General features: G+C 33.1%; 24 protein-coding genes. 9 read left to right on the top strand and 15 right to left on the bottom strand.

Features of this window, described 5'->3' with window-relative positions:
- Together H5V42_RS13820 and H5V42_RS13815 are read left to right on the top strand one after the other, a co-directional pair.
- Window positions 1-1,266 (top strand): sterol desaturase family protein, encoded by a 1,266-nt coding sequence (locus H5V42_RS13820; protein ID WP_185783769.1) that lies wholly within the window; start codon window positions 1-3, stop codon window positions 1,264-1,266.
- Between the two features lie 53 nt (window positions 1,267-1,319).
- Window positions 1,320-1,922 carry an RDD family protein gene (locus H5V42_RS13815; protein ID WP_185783768.1) on the top strand — a complete coding sequence of 201 codons (603 nt, stop codon included), beginning with the start codon at window positions 1,320-1,322 and terminating at the stop codon, window positions 1,920-1,922.
- Here H5V42_RS13815 and H5V42_RS13810 read toward each other — a convergent pair.
- The 6 genes from H5V42_RS13810 to rsfS are packed head-to-tail and all read right to left on the bottom strand — an operon-like array spanning window position 1,919 to window position 6,655.
- A complete protein-coding gene (locus tag H5V42_RS13810; protein ID WP_185783767.1) occupies window positions 1,919-2,185 on the bottom strand; it encodes an acyl-CoA-binding protein in 267 nt (88 codons plus the stop codon). The genes H5V42_RS13815 and H5V42_RS13810 overlap by 4 nt on opposite strands.
- Entirely contained in the window at window positions 2,178-2,840 is a 663-nt protein-coding gene (locus H5V42_RS13805) for a phosphatidylserine decarboxylase family protein (RefSeq protein ID WP_185783766.1), read from the bottom strand. The genes H5V42_RS13810 and H5V42_RS13805 overlap by 8 nt, the downstream gene beginning before the upstream one ends.
- Window positions 2,830-3,633, bottom strand: coding sequence for a phosphatidate cytidylyltransferase (locus H5V42_RS13800; protein WP_185783765.1), 804 nt, complete (start codon window positions 3,631-3,633; stop codon window positions 2,830-2,832). The genes H5V42_RS13805 and H5V42_RS13800 overlap by 11 nt, the downstream gene beginning before the upstream one ends.
- Before the next feature lie 4 nt (window positions 3,634-3,637).
- Window positions 3,638-4,249 (bottom strand): LUD domain-containing protein, encoded by a 612-nt coding sequence (locus tag H5V42_RS13795; protein ID WP_185783764.1) that lies wholly within the window; start codon window positions 4,247-4,249, stop codon window positions 3,638-3,640.
- A gap of 16 nt (window positions 4,250-4,265) precedes the next feature.
- Window positions 4,266-6,275 carry an ATP-dependent zinc metalloprotease FtsH gene (gene ftsH, locus H5V42_RS13790; protein WP_185783763.1) on the bottom strand — a complete coding sequence of 670 codons (2,010 nt, stop codon included), beginning with the start codon at window positions 6,273-6,275 and terminating at the stop codon, window positions 4,266-4,268.
- Window positions 6,276-6,280: 5 nt separating this feature from the next.
- Window positions 6,281-6,655 carry a ribosome silencing factor gene (gene rsfS / locus H5V42_RS13785; protein WP_185783762.1) on the bottom strand — a complete coding sequence of 125 codons (375 nt, stop codon included), beginning with the start codon at window positions 6,653-6,655 and terminating at the stop codon, window positions 6,281-6,283.
- A 99-nt stretch (window positions 6,656-6,754) separates the two neighbouring features.
- Here rsfS and H5V42_RS13780 point away from each other — a divergent pair, with 99 nt between their 5' ends.
- Entirely contained in the window at window positions 6,755-7,477 is a 723-nt protein-coding gene (locus tag H5V42_RS13780; protein ID WP_185783761.1) for a biotin--[acetyl-CoA-carboxylase] ligase, read from the top strand.
- Here the strand turns inward: H5V42_RS13780 and H5V42_RS13775 are convergent.
- Both H5V42_RS13775 and pyrE read right to left on the bottom strand, forming a co-directional pair.
- Window positions 7,471-7,869, bottom strand: a complete 399-nt coding sequence (locus tag H5V42_RS13775) for an SRPBCC family protein (RefSeq protein ID WP_185783760.1) — start codon at window positions 7,867-7,869, stop codon at window positions 7,471-7,473. The genes H5V42_RS13780 and H5V42_RS13775 overlap by 7 nt on opposite strands.
- Before the next feature lie 6 nt (window positions 7,870-7,875).
- Window positions 7,876-8,517: an orotate phosphoribosyltransferase gene (pyrE, locus tag H5V42_RS13770; protein ID WP_185783759.1), complete on the bottom strand. Its 642-nt coding sequence runs from the start codon at window positions 8,515-8,517 to the stop codon at window positions 7,876-7,878.
- Window positions 8,518-8,524: 7 nt separating this feature from the next.
- Between pyrE and H5V42_RS13765 the strand changes: the two genes are divergently transcribed.
- Complete coding sequence (locus H5V42_RS13765) at window positions 8,525-9,145, top strand: NUDIX hydrolase (RefSeq protein WP_185783758.1); 621 nt, start codon at window positions 8,525-8,527, stop codon at window positions 9,143-9,145.
- Here H5V42_RS13765 and H5V42_RS13760 read toward each other — a convergent pair.
- From H5V42_RS13760 to H5V42_RS13740, 5 genes are all read right to left on the bottom strand, one after another.
- The gene (locus H5V42_RS13760; RefSeq protein ID WP_185783757.1) at window positions 9,117-10,898 is read right to left on the bottom strand and encodes a M14 family metallopeptidase; all 1,782 of its coding nucleotides are present in this window, start codon (window positions 10,896-10,898) and stop codon (window positions 9,117-9,119) included. The two genes, H5V42_RS13765 and H5V42_RS13760, sit on opposite strands and share 29 nt — an antisense overlap.
- A gap of 38 nt (window positions 10,899-10,936) precedes the next feature.
- Entirely contained in the window at window positions 10,937-11,350 is a 414-nt protein-coding gene (locus H5V42_RS13755; protein WP_185783756.1) for a response regulator, read from the bottom strand.
- Window positions 11,343-13,178 carry a sensor histidine kinase gene (locus H5V42_RS13750; protein WP_185783755.1) on the bottom strand — a complete coding sequence of 612 codons (1,836 nt, stop codon included), beginning with the start codon at window positions 13,176-13,178 and terminating at the stop codon, window positions 11,343-11,345. The genes H5V42_RS13755 and H5V42_RS13750 overlap by 8 nt, the downstream gene beginning before the upstream one ends.
- A 153-nt stretch (window positions 13,179-13,331) precedes the next feature.
- Window positions 13,332-13,790 (bottom strand): pantetheine-phosphate adenylyltransferase, encoded by a 459-nt coding sequence (gene coaD, locus H5V42_RS13745; RefSeq protein WP_185783754.1) that lies wholly within the window; start codon window positions 13,788-13,790, stop codon window positions 13,332-13,334.
- Between the two features lie 34 nt (window positions 13,791-13,824).
- On the bottom strand, window positions 13,825-14,799 hold the full coding sequence (locus tag H5V42_RS13740) for a D-alanine--D-alanine ligase (RefSeq protein WP_185783753.1): 975 nt from the start codon (window positions 14,797-14,799) through the stop codon (window positions 13,825-13,827).
- A gap of 76 nt (window positions 14,800-14,875) precedes the next feature.
- On the opposite strand from H5V42_RS13740, the gene H5V42_RS13735 reads away from it, so the two are divergent.
- Window positions 14,876-15,472, top strand: a complete 597-nt coding sequence (locus tag H5V42_RS13735) for a PASTA domain-containing protein (RefSeq protein ID WP_185783752.1) — start codon at window positions 14,876-14,878, stop codon at window positions 15,470-15,472.
- Window positions 15,472-16,497, top strand: a complete 1,026-nt coding sequence (locus H5V42_RS13730; RefSeq protein WP_185783751.1) for an RluA family pseudouridine synthase — start codon at window positions 15,472-15,474, stop codon at window positions 16,495-16,497. The genes H5V42_RS13735 and H5V42_RS13730 overlap by 1 nt, the downstream gene beginning before the upstream one ends.
- Here H5V42_RS13730 and H5V42_RS13725 read toward each other — a convergent pair.
- The gene (locus H5V42_RS13725; RefSeq protein ID WP_185783750.1) at window positions 16,494-16,865 is read right to left on the bottom strand and encodes a MauE/DoxX family redox-associated membrane protein; all 372 of its coding nucleotides are present in this window, start codon (window positions 16,863-16,865) and stop codon (window positions 16,494-16,496) included. The genes H5V42_RS13730 and H5V42_RS13725 overlap by 4 nt on opposite strands.
- 186 nt (window positions 16,866-17,051) lie before the next feature.
- On the opposite strand from H5V42_RS13725, the gene yaaA reads away from it, so the two are divergent.
- Both yaaA and H5V42_RS13715 read left to right on the top strand, forming a co-directional pair.
- Entirely contained in the window at window positions 17,052-17,813 is a 762-nt protein-coding gene (gene yaaA / locus H5V42_RS13720) for a peroxide stress protein YaaA (RefSeq protein WP_185783749.1), read from the top strand.
- Between the two features lie 44 nt (window positions 17,814-17,857).
- Window positions 17,858-18,217 carry a hypothetical protein gene (locus H5V42_RS13715; protein ID WP_185783748.1) on the top strand — a complete coding sequence of 120 codons (360 nt, stop codon included), beginning with the start codon at window positions 17,858-17,860 and terminating at the stop codon, window positions 18,215-18,217.
- Here the strand turns inward: H5V42_RS13715 and H5V42_RS13710 are convergent, their stop codons facing one another.
- Window positions 18,218-18,346 carry a 30S ribosomal protein THX gene (locus tag H5V42_RS13710; RefSeq protein ID WP_185783747.1) on the bottom strand — a complete coding sequence of 43 codons (129 nt, stop codon included), beginning with the start codon at window positions 18,344-18,346 and terminating at the stop codon, window positions 18,218-18,220.
- Between the two features lie 76 nt (window positions 18,347-18,422).
- Here H5V42_RS13710 and H5V42_RS13705 point away from each other — a divergent pair, with 76 nt between their 5' ends.
- Window positions 18,423-19,082, top strand: a complete 660-nt coding sequence (locus H5V42_RS13705) for a uracil-DNA glycosylase family protein (protein ID WP_185783746.1) — start codon at window positions 18,423-18,425, stop codon at window positions 19,080-19,082.
- Window positions 19,083-19,182: the final 100 nt, after the last annotated feature.

The following is a 19,182-nucleotide window of genomic DNA, read 5'->3' as shown; positions in this document are numbered from 1 at the left end:
ATGGAAACCTACGCCAACGCACTGTTATACGCAATCCCTTTTTTTGTAGGGTTGGTACTTTTAGAAATAATCTATGGTTATGTGGTTAAAGACCAGAAACATAACGTAATGGATACTGTGAGTAGTTTAAGCTCAGGACTAACAAACATTATTAAAGACTCTCTTGGTCTTGCTGTAGTATTAGTTAGTTACCCTTTTTTGTTAGAATATCTTGCCATTTTTGAACTAAAAGCAACTTGGTTAGTTTGGGTTGTTGCTTTTGTTGTTATTGATTTTGCAGGTTACTTAAATCATTTATTAAGTCATAGAATCAACATTTTTTGGAATCAACATGTAATACATCACAGTAGCGAAGAGTTTAATTTAGCTTGTGCGCTTAGACAGTCCATTTCAAATTTAATTGGTTACACAGCAATCTTGTTAATACCTGCTGCGATTTTAGGAGTACCTTATAAGGTGGTGGCTATATTAGCTCCGATTCACTTATTTGCACAGTTTTGGTATCATACACAACACATTGGAAAATTGGGGTGGTTAGAATACATTATTGTAACCCCGTCTCAACATAGAGTTCATCATGCAATTAACCCAGAATATATAGATAAAAACTTAGGCCAAATTTTTTGTGTATGGGATAGAATGTTTGGAACTTTTCAAGAAGAATTGGATGAAGTGCCACCGCAATACGGTGTTTTAAAACCTGCCGGTACGTGGAATCCGATACTCATTAACTTTCAACACCTTTGGAGATTAGGGGTAGATGCTTGGAGAACCAAAAGTTGGTGGGATAAGCTGAGAATTTGGTTTATGCCTACCGGCTGGAGACCTACGGATGTTGCCCAAAAATATCCCATAGCTACAATAGAAGATGTTTACAATTTTTCAAAATATAAGTCGGAAGCTACTAATGGCCTAAAAGCTTATGCTATTTATCAATTACTGGCAAGTACGGCTTTACTGTTATTTATGTTTTATAATTACGGGGAAATTGGTTTTCAGAATTTACTCATCTTTGGAGCTTTTGTTTTTATTGGTATTTATGGGTTTACAACCTTAATGGACAGAAAAAAACACGCCATTGTTATTGAAATAGCACGTAGTTTGGCTGGCTTTATACTTCTTTTTTATTCTGGTGATTGGTTTGGAATAAATAGTTATCTACCTTTTGGTTCTTGGTTAGTTGCTGCCTATTTTATTTCTACAATTGTTGGCGCATTGTATTTTGGATTAGCTGACAATCGCCAAGAACAAGCTTCAATAGCTTAAAATTTATATATGAATTTTTAGTTTTTTTCGTTTGGATTATAAACCAAATCGAAATGACCAGAGATCAACACCTACAATTCTGCAAAAAATGTGACAACAAAAAATTAGATTTAGAAAGAGGTCTAGTTTGTAGTCTAACTAATGAATTTGCTGATTTTAGTGTTTCTTGTGATAATTTTTCAGAAATTACTTCTATCACTAATAAACCTGAATACACCTATTCTAATTCCAATAAGGTTTATGATGTAACTGCGAGTAAGCGCTTTGCTAATTATTTTATTGATAGAATTGTTCTTTTAGGTCTGGGCGGTCTTTTTGGGGCTTTGTTAGGTGCCTTATGGATGGTAATAGCACCAGAACAATACTATGATTTAGAAATGGCCTTAGAAAACAAAATTATCCAATACCTATTTGGGTTTGTGATTGGCTTTATATACTATAGCTTTATAGAAAGTGTATCTGGACGCTCTATTGGAAAATTTTTTACAAAAACTAAGGTAGTTACAGAAGATGGTGAAAGACCAGATGTAAGCACTATTTTGCTTCGTTCAATTTGCAGGTTTATACCTTTTGAGGCGTTTTCTTTCTTAGGTGGTGAACCAAGAGGATGGCACGATACCATTTCAAAAACTAGGGTGGTAGATATTGACTCTTAACGAACGCTTTTGAGTTCTTTTTCAACAATATCAATATAGCATTGCATAGCTTCTTCAATAGAAACATTTTTTGCTTGAATCATTGCATTAGCCTTAAAAGCGTTAATTAGAGGTGTTTTACTGCCAGGGTGATTAAAGTTTTTATTTGCTATTCTGTAATATGCATAAAGTTTAAGTAACAAATCCGCTGGTAATGGGTTTGTATAGCTATTTACATATGCAACAGCCTCATTAAACTTTTTATCTAAACTATTCTCATTCATTATCAGCAACCGATGCGATACACGTTTTAGCGCCAATTACCCTTTGGCCAATTTTTACAGAAATTTTACTGTCTAACGGAAGAAAAACATCAACTCTAGAGCCAAATTTAATAAATCCCGCGTCTGTTCCTTGTGTTACACTTTCACCTTCTTTTGCATAATTTACAATTCTACGTGCAAGTGCTCCAGCTATTTGGCGGTAAAGTATTTCTCCAAATTTTGGAGTTCTTAGCACCACCGTGGTGCGTTCATTTTCCGTACTTGATTTAGGATGCCATGCAACCAAATATTTACCTGGATGGTATTTAGAATATGTTATTGTTCCGCTAGCAGGATATCTGGTAACGTGAACATTAATTGGTGACATAAATATGCTCACCTGTTTTCGTTTTCCTTTAAAATACTCCTCTTCTTCCACTTCTTCAATAACAACAACTTTTCCGTCAACAGGGGCTAAAATCTCATCAAAAGAGGGAGTTACTTTTCTCGTTGGATTTCTAAAGAATTGAAGAATTAAAATTAAAATTACTATGGCAGCTATTTGCAAAAGGTACTTTAACCATTCAATAGGAACATAATATTGTGCGGCTATTATTATTGCGGAAACAATAACGAATGTAATAAGGATGATTTTTTGCCCTTCTTTATGAAACATACAGAATAAGTTTTAATGTAAAGTAAGCAAATGGGGCCGCAAACAATAAACTATCTAATCTATCTAAAATACCACCATGTCCTGGTAAAATTGCACCGCTATCTTTAACACCTGCCACTCGTTTAAATTTAGACTCTAATAAGTCTCCTAAACTTCCCATGATAACTACCACAAGTGCAAGAATTAACCAATTTTTGGCATTGAGAATATCTACATATATAGATATAAGATACGCTGCGCCTAAAGCAAAAACCAAGCCACCTAATGAACCTTCTACGGTTTTCTTTGGTGATATTTCAGGATACAATTTTGTTCTACCCAACAATTTACCCACAACATATGCAAAGGTATCATTAACCCATATTAAAATAAAAATTCCTGTAATTAAATATTTAGCAAAAACGTCATTATTGTACGGAATCTTAGTTAAAAAAATACATCCTCCTCCAATGTATATTAGTGCAATAAGAAATTTTTGTACTTGATTAAAACTCCGTTGTTGGGGTGAAAATAAATAGGCGAGTAGGGCTAAATCTACGGCAAGCGTTATTGCCATCAATATGTTTACAAGTAAGGTGTCTTCAAGAAAATATATGAATAGCCACCAGATTAAAAGATAAGCCATGAATATGTAATACCCTTTAATTCTAACCATACGTTTAAACTCGTATATACAGCCAAGACCAAAGGCCATAAATAAAAAATCGTAAGCATCTGTACTTAAGAATACAGCAGAGAGTAGTAAAACAACATAAATAACCCCTGTTAAGGACCTTCGTAAAAATTCACGCATTTTGTTAGTAATCTTCTAGAAGTAAAAGATATATATTTTTAGACGCGCTGCCGTAAGATAGAAAGTCATTTTTATTTTCATCGGATAATTGAAAATGCTTTAAGGCAGTAATATTATCTGGTATGCGTGTTTTGTATTTATTCTTAATTTCTTTTAAAGCCTCACTAATAGAGTCAATTAACTGACTAGTTGTCGCAAATACAATAAGATTGGTGGGCAACTCTGTTAATTTATGTTCTTTAATTTGATGAGAGCAAACCAAAATAGAGCCGTTATGGGCTATTAGGTTCTCGCAAGTGGTAAAAAATATGTCACTTTCTTTTCTTAAAGATGTGAATGGAAGTTTTTCGTTTACGAACCGTTCTTTTAAATTATCATCTAGTGTGTAAAAAAGATGGTTTTGCCAATTGTTTTCTGAAACTATGTTGTTCAAACCATCAAGTACTTCGTTAAAATTTTCGCAGTAGATAAATTTACCTCCGTTTTTAGTGAAGTTAATTGTAAACTTTTCGTCTACAGGTATATTTAAACCCGTGGCGTGCTCACCACGGGTTTCTAATTCTTCTTTAGAAATCTTCTTTTTTCCTCCTCCAAAAAGTCTATCAAATACACCCATTAAAGATTTACTACAACTATTTAGACTCTTGTTCTTCTTGTTCCTCTTTTTCTTCTGTAGATTCTGATTTAGCTACACCATTAATTTTAGAGGTTTCTTCTTCTTCTTTGTCAAATGGTCTTTTACCAAAGATTTTCTCTAAATCATCTTTAAATATAACTTCCTTGTCTAATAGTCTTTCGGCAAGTTCAGTTAATTTATCCTTGTTGTCATCTAATAATTGAATTGCTCTTTGGTATTGTTTTTCTATAATAATTGAAATTTCCTCATCAATACGTTGAGCAGTTTCTTCACTATAGGGTTTTGTAAAGCCATACTCATTTTGACCAGAAGAATCGTAATAAGTAATGTTTCCAAGCTTTTCATTTAAACCATAGATAGTAACCATGGCTCTTGCTTGTTTGGTGACTTTTTCTAAATCACTTAAAGCGCCTGTAGAAATTTTATTGAAAATTACTTTTTCAGCTGCTCTACCACCCATGGTTGCACACATTTCGTCTAACATTTGTTCTGGGCGAACAATTAAACGTTCTTCTGGCAAATACCATGCTGCTCCTAAAGATTGTCCTCTAGGCACTATAGTAACTTTAACTAAAGGAGCTGCATGCTCTAACATCCAACTAACAGTGGCGTGGCCTGCTTCATGAAAAGCAATAGTTTTCTTTTCTTCAGGAGTTATTATTTTATTTTTCTTTTCTAAACCTCCAACTATACGGTCAACGGCATCTAAGAAATCTTGCTTTGTTACCGCTTTACGCTCTTTACGTGCAGCAATTAATGCGGCCTCATTACAAACGTTAGCAATATCAGCACCTGAGAAACCTGGCGTTTGCTTTGCTAAAAAGTCTAAATCAAGCGTTTCTGCTGTTTTAATTGGTCTTAAATGAACCTCAAAAATTTCTTTACGTTCTCTAATGTCTGGTAGGTCAACATAAATCTGTCTATCAAATCTACCAGCACGCATTAAGGCTTTATCTAGCACATCTGCGCGGTTGGTAGCCGCTAAAACAATTACATTAGTATTTGTACCAAAACCATCCATCTCAGTTAAAAGTTGGTTTAAGGTGTTTTCTCTTTCATCATTAGAACCGGTAAAATTGTTTTTACCACGAGCTCGACCAATGGCATCAATTTCATCAATAAAAATGATTGCAGGAGATTTATCTTTAGCTTGTTTAAATAAGTCTCTAACCCTTGAAGCACCTACACCAACGAACATTTCCACAAAATCTGAACCAGAAAGTGAGAAGAAAGGTACCTTAGCTTCACCAGCAACGGCTTTAGCCAAAAGCGTTTTACCTGTTCCTGGAGGGCCAACCAAAAGCGCACCTTTAGGAATTTTACCACCTAAAGAAGTGTACTTATCTGGGTTTCTTAGAAATTCTACAATTTCTTGAACTTCTTCTTTTGCACCTTCTAATCCTGCTACATCTTTAAAAGATGTTCTAGTGTCTGTTTTTTCATCAAAAAGTTTGGCTCGAGATTTGCCTATGTTGAAAATTTGACCGCCAGCTCCACCGGCAGCTCCATTAGACATTCTGCGCATTAGATATATCCAAATACCTATAATTAATGCAAATGGTAATAAGGAAAGAAGTAAATCTCCTAGAATGTTAGATTCTGTATCAAATTCAACAATAGTGTCTAAACTATTTTCGGTTTTAATTTTGTTAATCTCATTCTGAAAAATCTGTAGGTCACCATAGTCTAGCACATACTGCGGAACAGCTGCTGTAGAAGGTAATAACGGTTTTTCGCTTACGTTTTGATGTACATCTTTCTTTAGGGCAGCTTCAGTTAGGTAAACTTTGGCTTGACCTCTATTTTTAATTACAACAATTTTAGAAATATCTCCATTTCTTAAAAACTCTTGTAATTCAGATGTTGTTGTTTTTTCAGTGTTTGTAAAGGCACTGCTTCCAAATATTTGAAACCCTATTACTAGTGCAAAAATTACACCGTATATCCACCAACTACTAAAGCGTGGTTTTTTAGGACTTGTATTCTGATTATTTTCGTTTGACATTTTTCTTAATTATAGCTGCTTTCTACCATGGTGAACTTTGCGTCTCCCCAAAGCCCTTCGATATCGTAATATTCTCTTGCTTGTTTTTGAAATACGTGAACCACAACGTTTACGTAATCCATTAATACCCATTCTGCATTTTCTGAACCCTCTACATGCCAAGGTTTATCTTTAATGGCTTTACTCACTATTTTTTGTACTGAAGAAACAATGGCATTTACGTGAGTGTTTGAGGTACCATTACAGATTATAAAATAGTCGCAGACTGTGTTTTCTATTTCTCTTAAATCTAACAAATTAATATTAAGACCTTTTACTTCTTCAATACCACTAATTATCAATGAAATAAGTTCGTCTGCACTAGCTTTTTGTTTCTGCATTCAAAAACTTTATAATTTTTTACAAATTTATTACTTTTTTGGTTTGTCGGCTTTTGTTTTTAACATTACGTTCTTAAAGAACTTTAAACTTACAATGCCTTGAAATTAATCAAACTTAATGCCATCGATTCCACTAACGATTATTTAAAGGATTTAATTCGAAAAAATGATGTTGAAAATTATACCATTGTCAGTTGTGATTATCAATTAAAGGGTAGGGGGCAGCGTGGTAATCAATGGAATTCAGAAGCGGGTAAAAACCTTATGTTTAGTGTATTGCGTTTGTTTGATGGTTTCGAAATTAGGAATGCATTTTATTTGAATATGATTGCTTCTTTGGCAGTTTACAATGCTTTAAATAATCGTAATGTGCCAAATTTGAAAGTTAAATGGCCAAACGACATTATGTCAGGAAATCAAAAATTATGCGGTATTCTAATAGAAAACATGCTTCAAGGCAGTTACATTGCTAAAAGTATTGTAGGAATTGGTCTGAATGTCAATCAAAAAATATTTCAAAATCAACCAAAAGCAACATCTGTTTCTCTAGTAACTGGCCAAGATTTTAATCTAGATGAATTGTTAGTAGAGATTTTTACCAATTTAAAATTAGAATTTGACAATTTTAATCCAGAAACTATCTTGGAACGCTATCAACAGAATTTGTTTCATTTTAAAACAAAGGAGCATTATGTAGACAAGTTAGGAAATCAATTTCTAGGAATTATAACAGAAGTAATTAGCAATGGTAACCTAATTGTTGAAATGCCTGATGGCGAACTTCAATCTTATGCTTTTAAAGAAATTGAATTTATTTATTGACCTATTTTATCCATGTTTTGGATAAGGGTTCCCATGAATTTGGTGATAGGACCTTTAATCATCATGGCCATCATGCTATTAAATTCCCCTTCAAAAGATAAATCAACTTCACTAGTGTCAGCTGAAATTTCAATAATGTTAGCCGTTAGTGTAAAGGGTAATTTAGAACTTGCAGCACCTAAAACAACTTTTGAATGTGGAATGGCCTCTTTTTTTTGTAACACAATTTCTGGCATTCCACTAAGAGCAAATCTAAAGGTTTCTTCATCCAATACCTCAAACTTGGCAATGTTATCTGGCATCAACTTTTCAAAATTATTCACTTCTGTTAAAAAATTGAATACCTCTTTTTTACTCTTATTGAGTACTTTTTTATCGGTCTCTAAATGCATGCTTAATTATATTTTCCAGTTTTGGGGGTCTAAGCGCCATTTACCTAAAGTGGCTGCTTGTTCTTTATTAATATACCCAGTTTCTTCGGCTAAGGTAAGAAGGTTTTCGTAGTTGCTAAGGGTATAAAGTTCTGTATTACTTTCTTTAAAATTTTTAGTTGCAATTTCAAATCCATAGGTAAAAATAGCCACCATACCCTTAACGTTTGCACCAGCATCTTCTAGGGCTTTTACCGCATTAAGGCTACTTTTACCAGTACTTATGAGGTCTTCGATAACTACAACTGTTTGATTGGGTTTTAATAAACCTTCAATTTGATTTTTTCTACCGTGCGATTTTGGCTCAGGTCTAACATAAATAAAGGGTAAACCTAAAGCTTCGGCTACTAAAACACCAATGCCAATGGCACCTGTTGCTACACCTGCAATCACATCTGGCTTACCATAAAGATGCTCTACTTGCTTGGTTAGCTGTTCTTTAAGGAAATTACGAATTTGCGGAAAAGATAGTGCTATTCTATTATCACAATAAATTGGTGAATGCCAGCCTGAAGCCCATGTAAACGGATTTTCAGGATTCAGTTTAATTGCATTTATTTGTAGCAGAAGTTCGGCCGTTTTTTTGGCGCTCTCTTTATCTAAAATCATTGTGTAAATGTATAAAGTTTTTGTAAATGAGTTGCCACTTTTCTTAACAGATCAACCACCACAAGATCACGCTAAAAAAGTTTTCTCATTAGACCGTGATTCTATTTTTAATGCAATTGAAGGATTGCAAAAAAAAAGATTCAAAGAGGCTTACATCTATCATGCTAATATTGAGGAACTAATGAATATTTTTTGCCAATATATTCCAAGAGTAGTTGCTGCCGGTGGAAAGGTTACAAATGAAAAAGGTAAAATTCTTTTTATTTATAGAAATGATAAATGGGATTTACCTAAAGGTAAATTAGATAAAGGCGAAGCTATTGAAGATGCTGCAATACGCGAAGTTGAAGAGGAAACCTGTGTTACAGGCCTATCAATTGAATGTTTTTTAACAAAAACGTACCATGTATTTAAAAGGGGAGGTGTTTTAAAACTAAAGGAAACTTATTGGTATAGCATGACTACTAGCTTTAATGGTAAGTTAAAACCCCAGTTGAATGAGGGTATAACTAAGGTAAAATGGAAAGGCCCTAGAAAAACCCAAAAAGCGCTAAAAAACTCTTATAATAATATCAAAATTCTTTTTGAAGAAAATGAATTTACTTCAAAAGAAAACTCTGAGCATTAGAACCTCTAGGAACTCTATAAACAGGGTATTGTAAATAAGCAGCTTCACTATACTTTGAATTCTCAAAGACCCAATGTAATTGGCTATACCAGTTTTTAGCAAACTCAGAATCTTTTTCTTTTTTAGAAATAAAGCTATCTCTTAAAACCTGATTTTTAATTAAAATATCATAGGCTAAATCTTCAAAAACATAAGGGGAGAACCCTTCTTTACGTTGCAATATGGTATCAAAAAAATTCCAATTGAAAAAAGAATCTGGGGCTATGGGTTCAAGGGTCTCTAATAAATAGCGTATTCCTTTTTGATTGGTAGGTATAAGTATATCTCCTTTTGCCACTTTAACCTTTTTTAGTTCAGTGTTTACTGTGGTGTTGTAATGTGGGTAGTGACCTTCATAAGGCTTACTGTAGGTTTTGTAATCTGATATTTGGTAAGATTCTAGTAGTAATGTAGTATCTATATCAGCAGTTAAAAATTCAATTTGATTGGCTTCTAATCTTTCAATTACCCCTTGCCAACCTTTCTTTACAATATAAGCCGCAGGTATTTCTACAGTATCTTTTGGGTAAAAATAGTTTTGATAGGTTATTTCTTTTTCAAAGGGTCTATCTCGGTGGTATTTAATTCGGTTTAGACCAGTGACTTCACTAACTAACGTATCCAATTCAAAACCTTTAAAGTCGTATGTTGAAGATTTTATGGTGTCTACAGCCCAATTAAAATAATAGTGATTTTGGGTAGCTATTTCATCTTGTGCCTGAGTACGTAGGTTTTTAATTGTTTTGTGATTTTTGTTCACTATTTGAGCAAGGGTAATCATAAATTGGTAAGTGCCTTCTACTCTTTGTTTATATGGTTTTAGCATGTGCGTTTCAACCATTACCCCAAGCGTGTTCCATAACGTAGTATATCCGGTAGAATATCTTGGATTGTCTAAAAATTGAGAAAAACCAAATTCTGGAGACCTATTAAAAACATTTACATATGGCGTTATTGGCCAACCTTTTAATGCTAACTCTGATTCTACCTCTGGACGAATTGTGTTTTCTAAAAACTCACCTAAGTTACCTCCGAGCTTATTATGTTGTGTAAATAAATGTGTGAGTACATATTGGTAATCTGCCCCATTACTAACATGATTGTCAATAAAAACATCTGGTTGAATTAAATGAAAAATTTCAGCAAATGATTTAGCGTTTTTAGTATCAGCTTTAATAAAATCTCTGTTTAAATCGTAGTTTCTAGCATTTCCTCTAAAACCATAGGCTTTAGGCCCATTTTGATTAACACGTGTTGTGCTATTTCTATTTAACATTCCACCAATATTATACACGGGAATTGTTACTAAAACTACATTTTTATGTGATTTTAATTTGCCCTCTGCAAAATCTCTAAATAAAAGTTGTGTAGCATCTATACCATCACTTTCACCAGGATGAATACCGTTATTAATTAAAATAATTGATTTTTGGTCTCTAAGCTTTTGAAAGTTAAAATTTCCCTCAGGGTTGTAGGTAACTATATGTAGAGGCTCACCGCTATCTGTAAGGCCAACAGTTTGAATATTTATTTCAGGAAATTCTTTGGCGAGCGTTTTATAAAATTCAATTGTTTCATCATAGGTTGAAGTTTCTTCTCCTTTTGAGTCTTCAAATTTGGTAGGGTAAGATGTTGTTTCCTTTTTTTCCTTTTCACCACAAGAGGTAAAGAGTACAAAAAGAAGTACTAATAATTTAACAGATTTAGAAAGCATGCTTTGAATTTCTTCCTGTAAAAATATAAATTCAGATGCTATGCAATGTACTTGTTTACTTCTAAATTCTCTTTAGTAATTTTTAAAATAGGTTTTACAATGTAAGATAGGGCATGCTTTGAGTTGGCTTTAAACTGTTCAAACTTTTCAAAATCAATAGGATTTATGGAAGAAGAAACAATATTTACAATTATTTCTTTCTCTATTGGAAGTTTGGTGAAAATATCTAAAAACTCCCAACCATCCATTATAGGCATGTTTATGTCTAAAAAAATTACATCTGGGAGGTCTTGATTTCTTTCTAATCGATTTCTAATCTCAAAAAAGGCCTCTTCTCCATTTCTAAAACTTTCAATAATATTTGAGCCGTCTTCTCTACTCAAAACTTTTTTCATGCCAAATGTTGCAATGGCATCATCATCTACGATAAAAATATTTTTCAACTTACTCATAAAAACAGATTGAAAATGTGCTTCCTATATTAACTTCACTTTGCACAAAAATTTCAGCACCCATGGCTTCTGCTTGATTTTTACAGATGTATAAACCAATACCTCTAGCTTCGGGGTTGTTATGAAATGTCATGTACATACCAAATAGCTTTTTTTGGTATAGTTTTAGGTTAATGCCTATACCATTATCCCTTACATGTAAAAGGGTTTCTTTGCCATTTTTTTCAATTTCAATTGTAATCTCTGGTTGTTTACCTGGTTGTTTGTATTTAATTGCGTTAGTAAGTAAATTTAAGATGATGTTATCTGTAAATTCTCGTACTCCAACTACCTTAATATTATCTGGAATATCTACGTGAATTATAGCCTTGTGTTCTTTAATAAAATTATTTAAGTCTTGGGTTACATCCTCAACAACTTTTTTTAGATGTAATTCTTCTTTTGAATTTTCTTCTTTACTATTGATGTTAATTACCTGATTTAGACTAGTAATAGCCTCTGTTAAACCTTCTGAAGAAGAATCTAGCATTTCCATAATCTTTTGCTTCTCCTCTTGGTTTTCTTCTCTTTTCAAAAAGTCTAAAAGCATGGCAAAGTTTGCGGTATGCGACCTTAAATTATGTGAAATAATATGGGTGAAGTTTAACAGTTTTTTATTTTGAACTGCAGTAACATTAATAAGGTTTTTTAATTGATTCTCTTTTCGTTTTAAATCAGAAATATCTATACTAATGCCTAACAGGCCCTCAACTTCACCATTCTTGTCGAATAACGGAATTTTAGAAGATAAAAAGGAAACTGTTCTACCATCTTTAGTTATCGTAGATGTTTGCTTATTAAGCATTGGTTTTTTGGTTTTAAATACCGCGTTATCTTCATCTATAGAGATTTCTGCTTCTCTTTTACCGTAGAGGTCGTAGTCTGTTTTACCAATTAGATCTTCAGCGTTTTCAAAACCTAGAAACTCAGTTTCTGCTTTGTTAACCAATATTTTTCTAGAGAATCTATCTTTTACATAAATATTGATGGGAATGTTATTAATTAATGTATACAGAAGATTCTCATTTTCTTTACTTTTCTCGTCTTGTGCTGTTTGTTCTGTAATATCTTGAACAGTGCCTACAAGTTTTACGGTTTTACCGTTTTTGGCTATAGCCTTACATGCGGTGATAATCCATTTTTCTTTTCCTTTAGCCGTTTTTATCAACAATTTGTCGCTATAATCTGTTTGGCTGGAAATGGCTGCATGTACCGCCATTGAAATACGATTTCTAGAATGACCTCTGGTGTAAAAATTTATGGCATTATCTAAAGTTGGCACAAAAGAAGAATTAACCTCAAATATAGACTTGGTCATTTTTGACCATATTAATTCATCTGTTGAAAGGGTATACTCCCATGTTCCTATTTTAGATAATGAAGCTTTGGTTTCTAATAAATTTTCTATTCTATGATATCTACTTTCATTTTCTAATTCAATGGTAATATCTTCTACCTGTAATATAGCCCCAATAATAGCTGTTGAATTTTCAGCTTTCCACGGAAGAATTTCAACCCGTAAGGAAATTGATTTTTTTCCAAAAGACTTTAGAATAACACTGTCTTTAGGTGTATTAGCTTCAAAACAATTTTGTAAAATTTGTTTCCAGTTAATGTCTTTCTTAGGTAGTAAGTCTAAAGCAGATTTTCCTATTTGACTGGTTTTTACTTTTAAAATTGATAGCCATTTGTTAGATGCATCAACCAACTCAAATTCTTTTGAGACAAAAGCTACTGCAGTTGGTAAACAACGTATAAGACTTGTGTATGTGTGAGAGTTGCTATACATTATATAACAGGAAATATCTTACAATGGTATAATTAAATTACATACACTACACGTTTTTTGTTGTGTAGGGTGCCAAAGCTGTTGTAAGCTACTAATAAAATTGTCAAAAAACAATATGAAACGTCATTATAGGGTATTGAAATGCACTTTAGGTCAGACAGATAACCTAACGGTTTCTGGAACAAGACCTGTGTAATCACCGCCATTTCTAATTACATCTCTTACGATTGAAGAACTTATGTAAGATTTACCTGAAGAAGTTAATAAAAACACGGTTTCAATTTCTGAGAGCTTTCGATTGGTGTGTGCAATAGCTTTTTCGAATTCAAAATCAGCCGGATTGCGTAAACCCCGTAAAATAAAATTGGCATTTATTTCTTTACAAAAGTCAACGGTTAAACCTTTATAGGTAACTACTTTAATGTTGGGTTCATCTTCAAAAGCTTCTTCAATAAATCTTTTGCGTTCTTCTAGAGAAAACATATACTTTTTGTCGGCATTTATTCCTATTGCAATGTACAACTCATCAAAAAGGGTTATGCCTCTTTTAATTATATCGTAATGCCCTAAAGTAAGTGGGTCAAAAGAGCCAGGGAATATTGCGCGGCGCATAATTATTCTATTTTTTTAAAATTAACCAAAAATATCATCTTAATGCCTCAGTAATTGCACTTTCAAACAATTGTGCTAAGCTTATATTAGCCTGAGCTGCTTGTTGTGGTAAAATACTTTCTTCGGTTAAACCAGGTGTGGTATTCACTTCTAAAAGGTGTGGAATGTTATTCACAAAAATAAATTCGCTTCTGCTATAACCTTTGAGTTTTAAAACTCTATATATTTTAGATGCTACATCTTGCAACATTTGTAATTGCTCGTTGGTTATTCTTGCGGGAGTTATTTCTTGTGATTGGCCAAGATATTTTGCCTCATAGTCAAAGAAATCATTTTCACTTACAATTTCAGTTACTGGTAAGACTTTTATCTCTCCTTCATAAGTTAGTACTCCCACAGATACTTCGGTTCCTTCCAAAAAAGATTCAATAATTATCTCATCATCTTCAGCAAAAGATTTTTCTATTGCTTGGGTTAATTTTTCTTTTTCGTAGACTTTAGAGATACCAAAACTACTACCAGCTTTATTAGCTTTTACAAAACATGGTAAGCCAACGATATTTACAATTTCTTCTTCATTTATACTATCACCTTTATTAATAAAATAAGACTTAGCGCAAGCAATACCGTAAGGTTTTAAAACACTTAACAGGTCTCTTTTATTAAAGGTAAGCGCTGCTTGGTAGTAATCACAAGAAGTATGTGGAATTCCTATTAATTCAAAATAGGCAGCTAGTAACCCATCTTCACCGGGGGTGCCATGAATAGCGTTAAACACGCAATGGAAATATATTTTTTTGTTATCTACAGTTAAACTAAAATCAGACTTGTCTATAGCAATACATTCACCTTCGCTGTTTTCAAAAAACCAAGACGATTTTGTAATATGTATTGGGTATATTGCATACTTTGAAGCATCTAAATGTTTAGCAACTACGGCACCGCTTTTACGTGAAATTTCTTTTTCACTACTGTAACCGCCCATGACCACGGCGATGTTTTTTTTCATTTCTTTTGTTGAATGATGCCGCCAAAATAATTAAAAAACACCGCTTTTTCTATATTTGTGCGGCATAGATAGCAGTATGAAAACATTCTTTAGGTTTTTAAAAAGTAAAATTTTTTGGATACAAGTTGGTTTAGCCCTTGTAGTATCAGCAATTTTGGTCTTTTTAGTATTGGGTTGGCTTAAGAGCTATACCCACCATGGTGAATTTGTTGAGGTTCCAGATTTTTCAAAATTATCGGTGGCTGAGATGCGAGAAAAGACAGAAGATATGGGTTTGCGTTATGAGGTTCTAGATTCTACTAATTACAACCCCGATTATCCGAGATTTTCAATATTAGAGCAAAATCCGCCTCCGGGTAGTAAAGTAAAGACCAATCGTAAAATATATTTTACGGTAAATCCTTCAGGATATAAAAAAGTTACCGTACCTAAAATTACTGGTGGGGGTGTAACATTAAGAAATGCTACGGCTATGCTACGCGCAGTAGGCTTAGATGTGCAACGTGTGAGTTATATTGAAGAATTAGGTAAAGACATGGTGTATTATGTAAAGTTTAAAGGCAAAGAAATTAAACCTGGAGACCGTATACCTAAAACTTCGAAAGTTGAACTTGTTTGTGGAGATGGTACTATTCCTAATAGTGCTATAATCAAGGCAGAATCTCAAGAATAATGTCTGAACACGATGAATTTTCAGAAATAACTTCTGAAGAACTATATGAGCACTATAATTTTAAAGCTGCAAAAGGTCAAGACCCTTTACGAGTAGATAAATTTTTAATGAATTTTATAGAAAATGCAACCAGAAATAAAATTCAACAGGCAGCTAAAGAAGGAAATATTTGGGTAAATGGTAACCAAGTTAAACAGAATTATAAGGTTAAAGCAGATGACGAGGTTAAGGTACTTTTTGAACATCCGCCTTATGAATTTTTACTTACTCCAGAAGACATTCCGTTAGATATTGTTTATGAAGATGATGCACTTTTAGTAGTTAACAAACCTGCGGGAATGGTGGTGCATCCTGGGCATGGTAATTACTCTGGTACTTTGATTAATGCTTTAGTCCATCATTTTCAGAATTTACCTAAAAACAGTAATGATAGGCCTGGTTTGGTGCATAGAATAGATAAAGATACTTCTGGTTTGTTAGTTGTAGCCAAAACCGAAGAGGCTATGACACACTTAGCTAAACAGTTTTTTGATAAAACAAGTGAACGAGAATATGTAGCCTTGGTTTGGGGTAATATGAATGAGGATGAAGGTACAATTGAAGGAAACATTGCACGTAATCCAAAGAATAGATTGCAAATGATGGTTTTTCCAGATGGTGACCAAGGTAAAGATGCTGTTACTCATTTTAAGGTTTTAGAACGATTAGGTTACATAACCAAGGTTTCTTGTAAACTCGAAACTGGTAGAACACACCAAATTCGTGTACATATGAAGCATATAGGTCATACCCTTTTTAATGATGAGCGCTATGGAGGTAACAAAATTCTAAAGGGAACCACATTCACCAAATACAAACAGTTTGTGGAAAATTGTTTTAAAATTTTACCAAGACAAGCCTTACACGCTAAAACTTTAGGATTTCAACATCCTAAAACTGGTGAGTTTTTACGTTTTGATTCTGAATTACCAGAGGATATGCAGAATTGCATAGAAAAGTGGAGAAATTACGCCAAGCATATTTAGCTCCATATTGGTCTATATTTAGACCAGTTGGCTGCAATAATCCAAATATTAACAGCAAAAAGAATTACACCAACCACTAAACCAGCTGGCTCTAAAACCAAATGGTGCAAAATAATACCAACGGTTACAGGTAGTGCAATTAAAGCGCCCAAAGCCCTAAATTTTGGTACTATAAAAAGCACGCCACTTACTATTTCGGCAACTCCAACTAGAGGCATCAACCACGTAATAGCTTGTAGATGACCAAACATTGCTAATTGTTCTTCTGTTAAACCCTCCATTGGAATAAAATTGAACAGTTTATTTAGTCCTTGAAGAAGGAACATTAATCCAAATAACACACAAATAATTAGCTTAATAGTTTTCATTTAATTGGTTTTTAGGTACTTAAATGTATGATAAAAAGACTGTATTTTTGTAAAAAGTTGTTTGAAAAGAACTCGAAATACGGTTTGGCTATTCGGTTATCTTATATCTGAATGACAAATATTTATATGAGTTACTACTTGTTTTTGAAAATATTTCGGACTTTTCGCAGGTAAAAAATACGCTAAATGAAAATTGTAATATCTCCCGCAAAATCACTTGATTTTGACTCATCATTACCCACAAAAAGATATACAGAACCCGAATTTATCGAAGAAGCTCAAAAATTAAATAAAGTACTGGTTAAGAAAAAACCAAAAGCTTTGAAAGATTTAATGAGTATTTCTGATAACCTTGCAGAGTTAAATTGGGAGCGTAATCAACAGTTTTCGGTTCCATTTTCTCCAGATAATGCTAGGCCCGCAGTTTATGCTTTTAGCGGTGACGTTTATCAAGGGCTAGATGCCTATACAATCCAAGAAGATAAGTTAGATAAACTTCAAGATACCTTACGTATTTTATCAGGCCTCTACGGAATTTTAAAGCCTTTAGATTTAATGCAACCTTATCGTTTAGAAATGGGAACACAATTAAAAATTGGCCGTAAAAAGAATTTATATGAATTCTGGAAAAAACAACTTACTGCGCATTTAAATAACGAATTGGAAGACAATGAAGTTTTTGTCAACCTGGCTAGTAATGAATATTTCAGTGCTATTGATGTAAAAACGCTGAAAGTACCTGTAATTACGCCAATATTTAAAGATTGGAAAAATGATAAACTTAAGGTTATTAGTTTTTTTGCTAAAAAAGCAAGAGGAGCCATGGTACGTTATATAATTGATAATAACATCTCTGATTTAGAAGGAATCAAAGGTTTTAATTATGAAGAATATCAATTTAGTAAAGAGCACACGCTAAAAGAAAATCAACCAGTTTTTATACGTTAGAATAAATCGATAGCAGAAACGTTTTAATAAAAAACACTTCTTTTATGAAAAAGTTTCTGCTTTTATTTTTAATTGTAATTCTACTTGTTTGGGCGTGTGATGATAGAGATGATAATCTTTTAGGACCAAACGTTCGTATTCAGAATTTAAGTCAACAGAACTTTCAGCTAGTAGAATTAGAGGCAGACTCTATTTTTTATGAAAATATATCCTCAGAAGGTTTCTCAGAATATTTAGAATTAGATGAAGCTTATTTTCAAGACACCCTTAGAATTGAGGCAGATTCTACTATGATAGTATTTACTCCAGACTCTATAGGTGACCCCTTACCAATAGGGTTATACACCTATCAATTAAAAATAAGCGAAGAAGGTGAACTAATTTTTACCTTTAAACTAGATTAATTATTTGGCCTTTTCGGTTCTAATTTTTTCTTCGATTGAAGTTCTTTTTTTAATTTTTCGAGGTCTTCTTGCACCATAAGATTTATTCGCAATTTTTCCTCTTCTTGATTTTATATCTCCTTTTCCCATTTTATACTAGTTTACATAAAGTATATTAAAAAAAATGAGGAAGTGCAAATACGGGTTTTACCTACTTTTGTAATTCATGTTTATTCACAAACATCCATACGAACCATTTTTATTTAAAGGTGTTGAAAAATTAATTGTAGGCACCCTACCACCACCTAGATTTTCAACAGGAAATCTAAAACAAGGCGATGTAGATTTTTGCTACGGTAGCAGAGATGGTCAACTATGGCCAATTTTAAATAGAATTTTTGATTTAAATCTAAAATTTGAAACTACAGAAGAGGCTATTCTACAACGAAAAACATTCTTACAACAAAATAAAATTGGTATCTGTGATATTGTACATAGCGCAGAACGTAAAAAAATTGATGCTACTGATTTAGGTATGCAAAACGTGATGCTTCGAGAACTACTAGATTATCTAGATAAATATGCTACCGTTAAAACCCTTTTGTTTACCGGAGGCAATAGTAAAAACGGACCTGAATATTTTTTTCGCAGACATCTTAAAAAGTATAATTTAAAGTTGGAGTTGATTAATGATAAGGTTCCAAGAATTCATGAGTTTGTGCACCCTATTTCTAAAAAAAGTATTCAAACCGTTTCATTAATTGCACCTTCTGGTTCCGCTAATAGAGCAGTGGGTAGTCTATTGGCCTATAAAAAAGCAAAACAAAAACATCCTGAGTATAACACCATAGATTTTAGGGTAGAACAATACCGTGAGTTTTTTTGAAAACACCTTTAGCTTTGTTAGGTTTGCACAAGTCTGTAATCAAATTGTGAAGTTCAGTAAAATAGGCGTTATTCTCATTTTTTAATTACGACCTTTATCT

This window comes from Croceivirga lutea (assembly GCF_014235875.1).
GTDB classification, from domain to species: Bacteria; Bacteroidota; Bacteroidia; order Flavobacteriales; family Flavobacteriaceae; genus Croceivirga; species Croceivirga lutea.
Note: the sequence above shows the minus strand (reverse complement) of the source record. Positions and strands in the feature narration are given on the sequence as shown.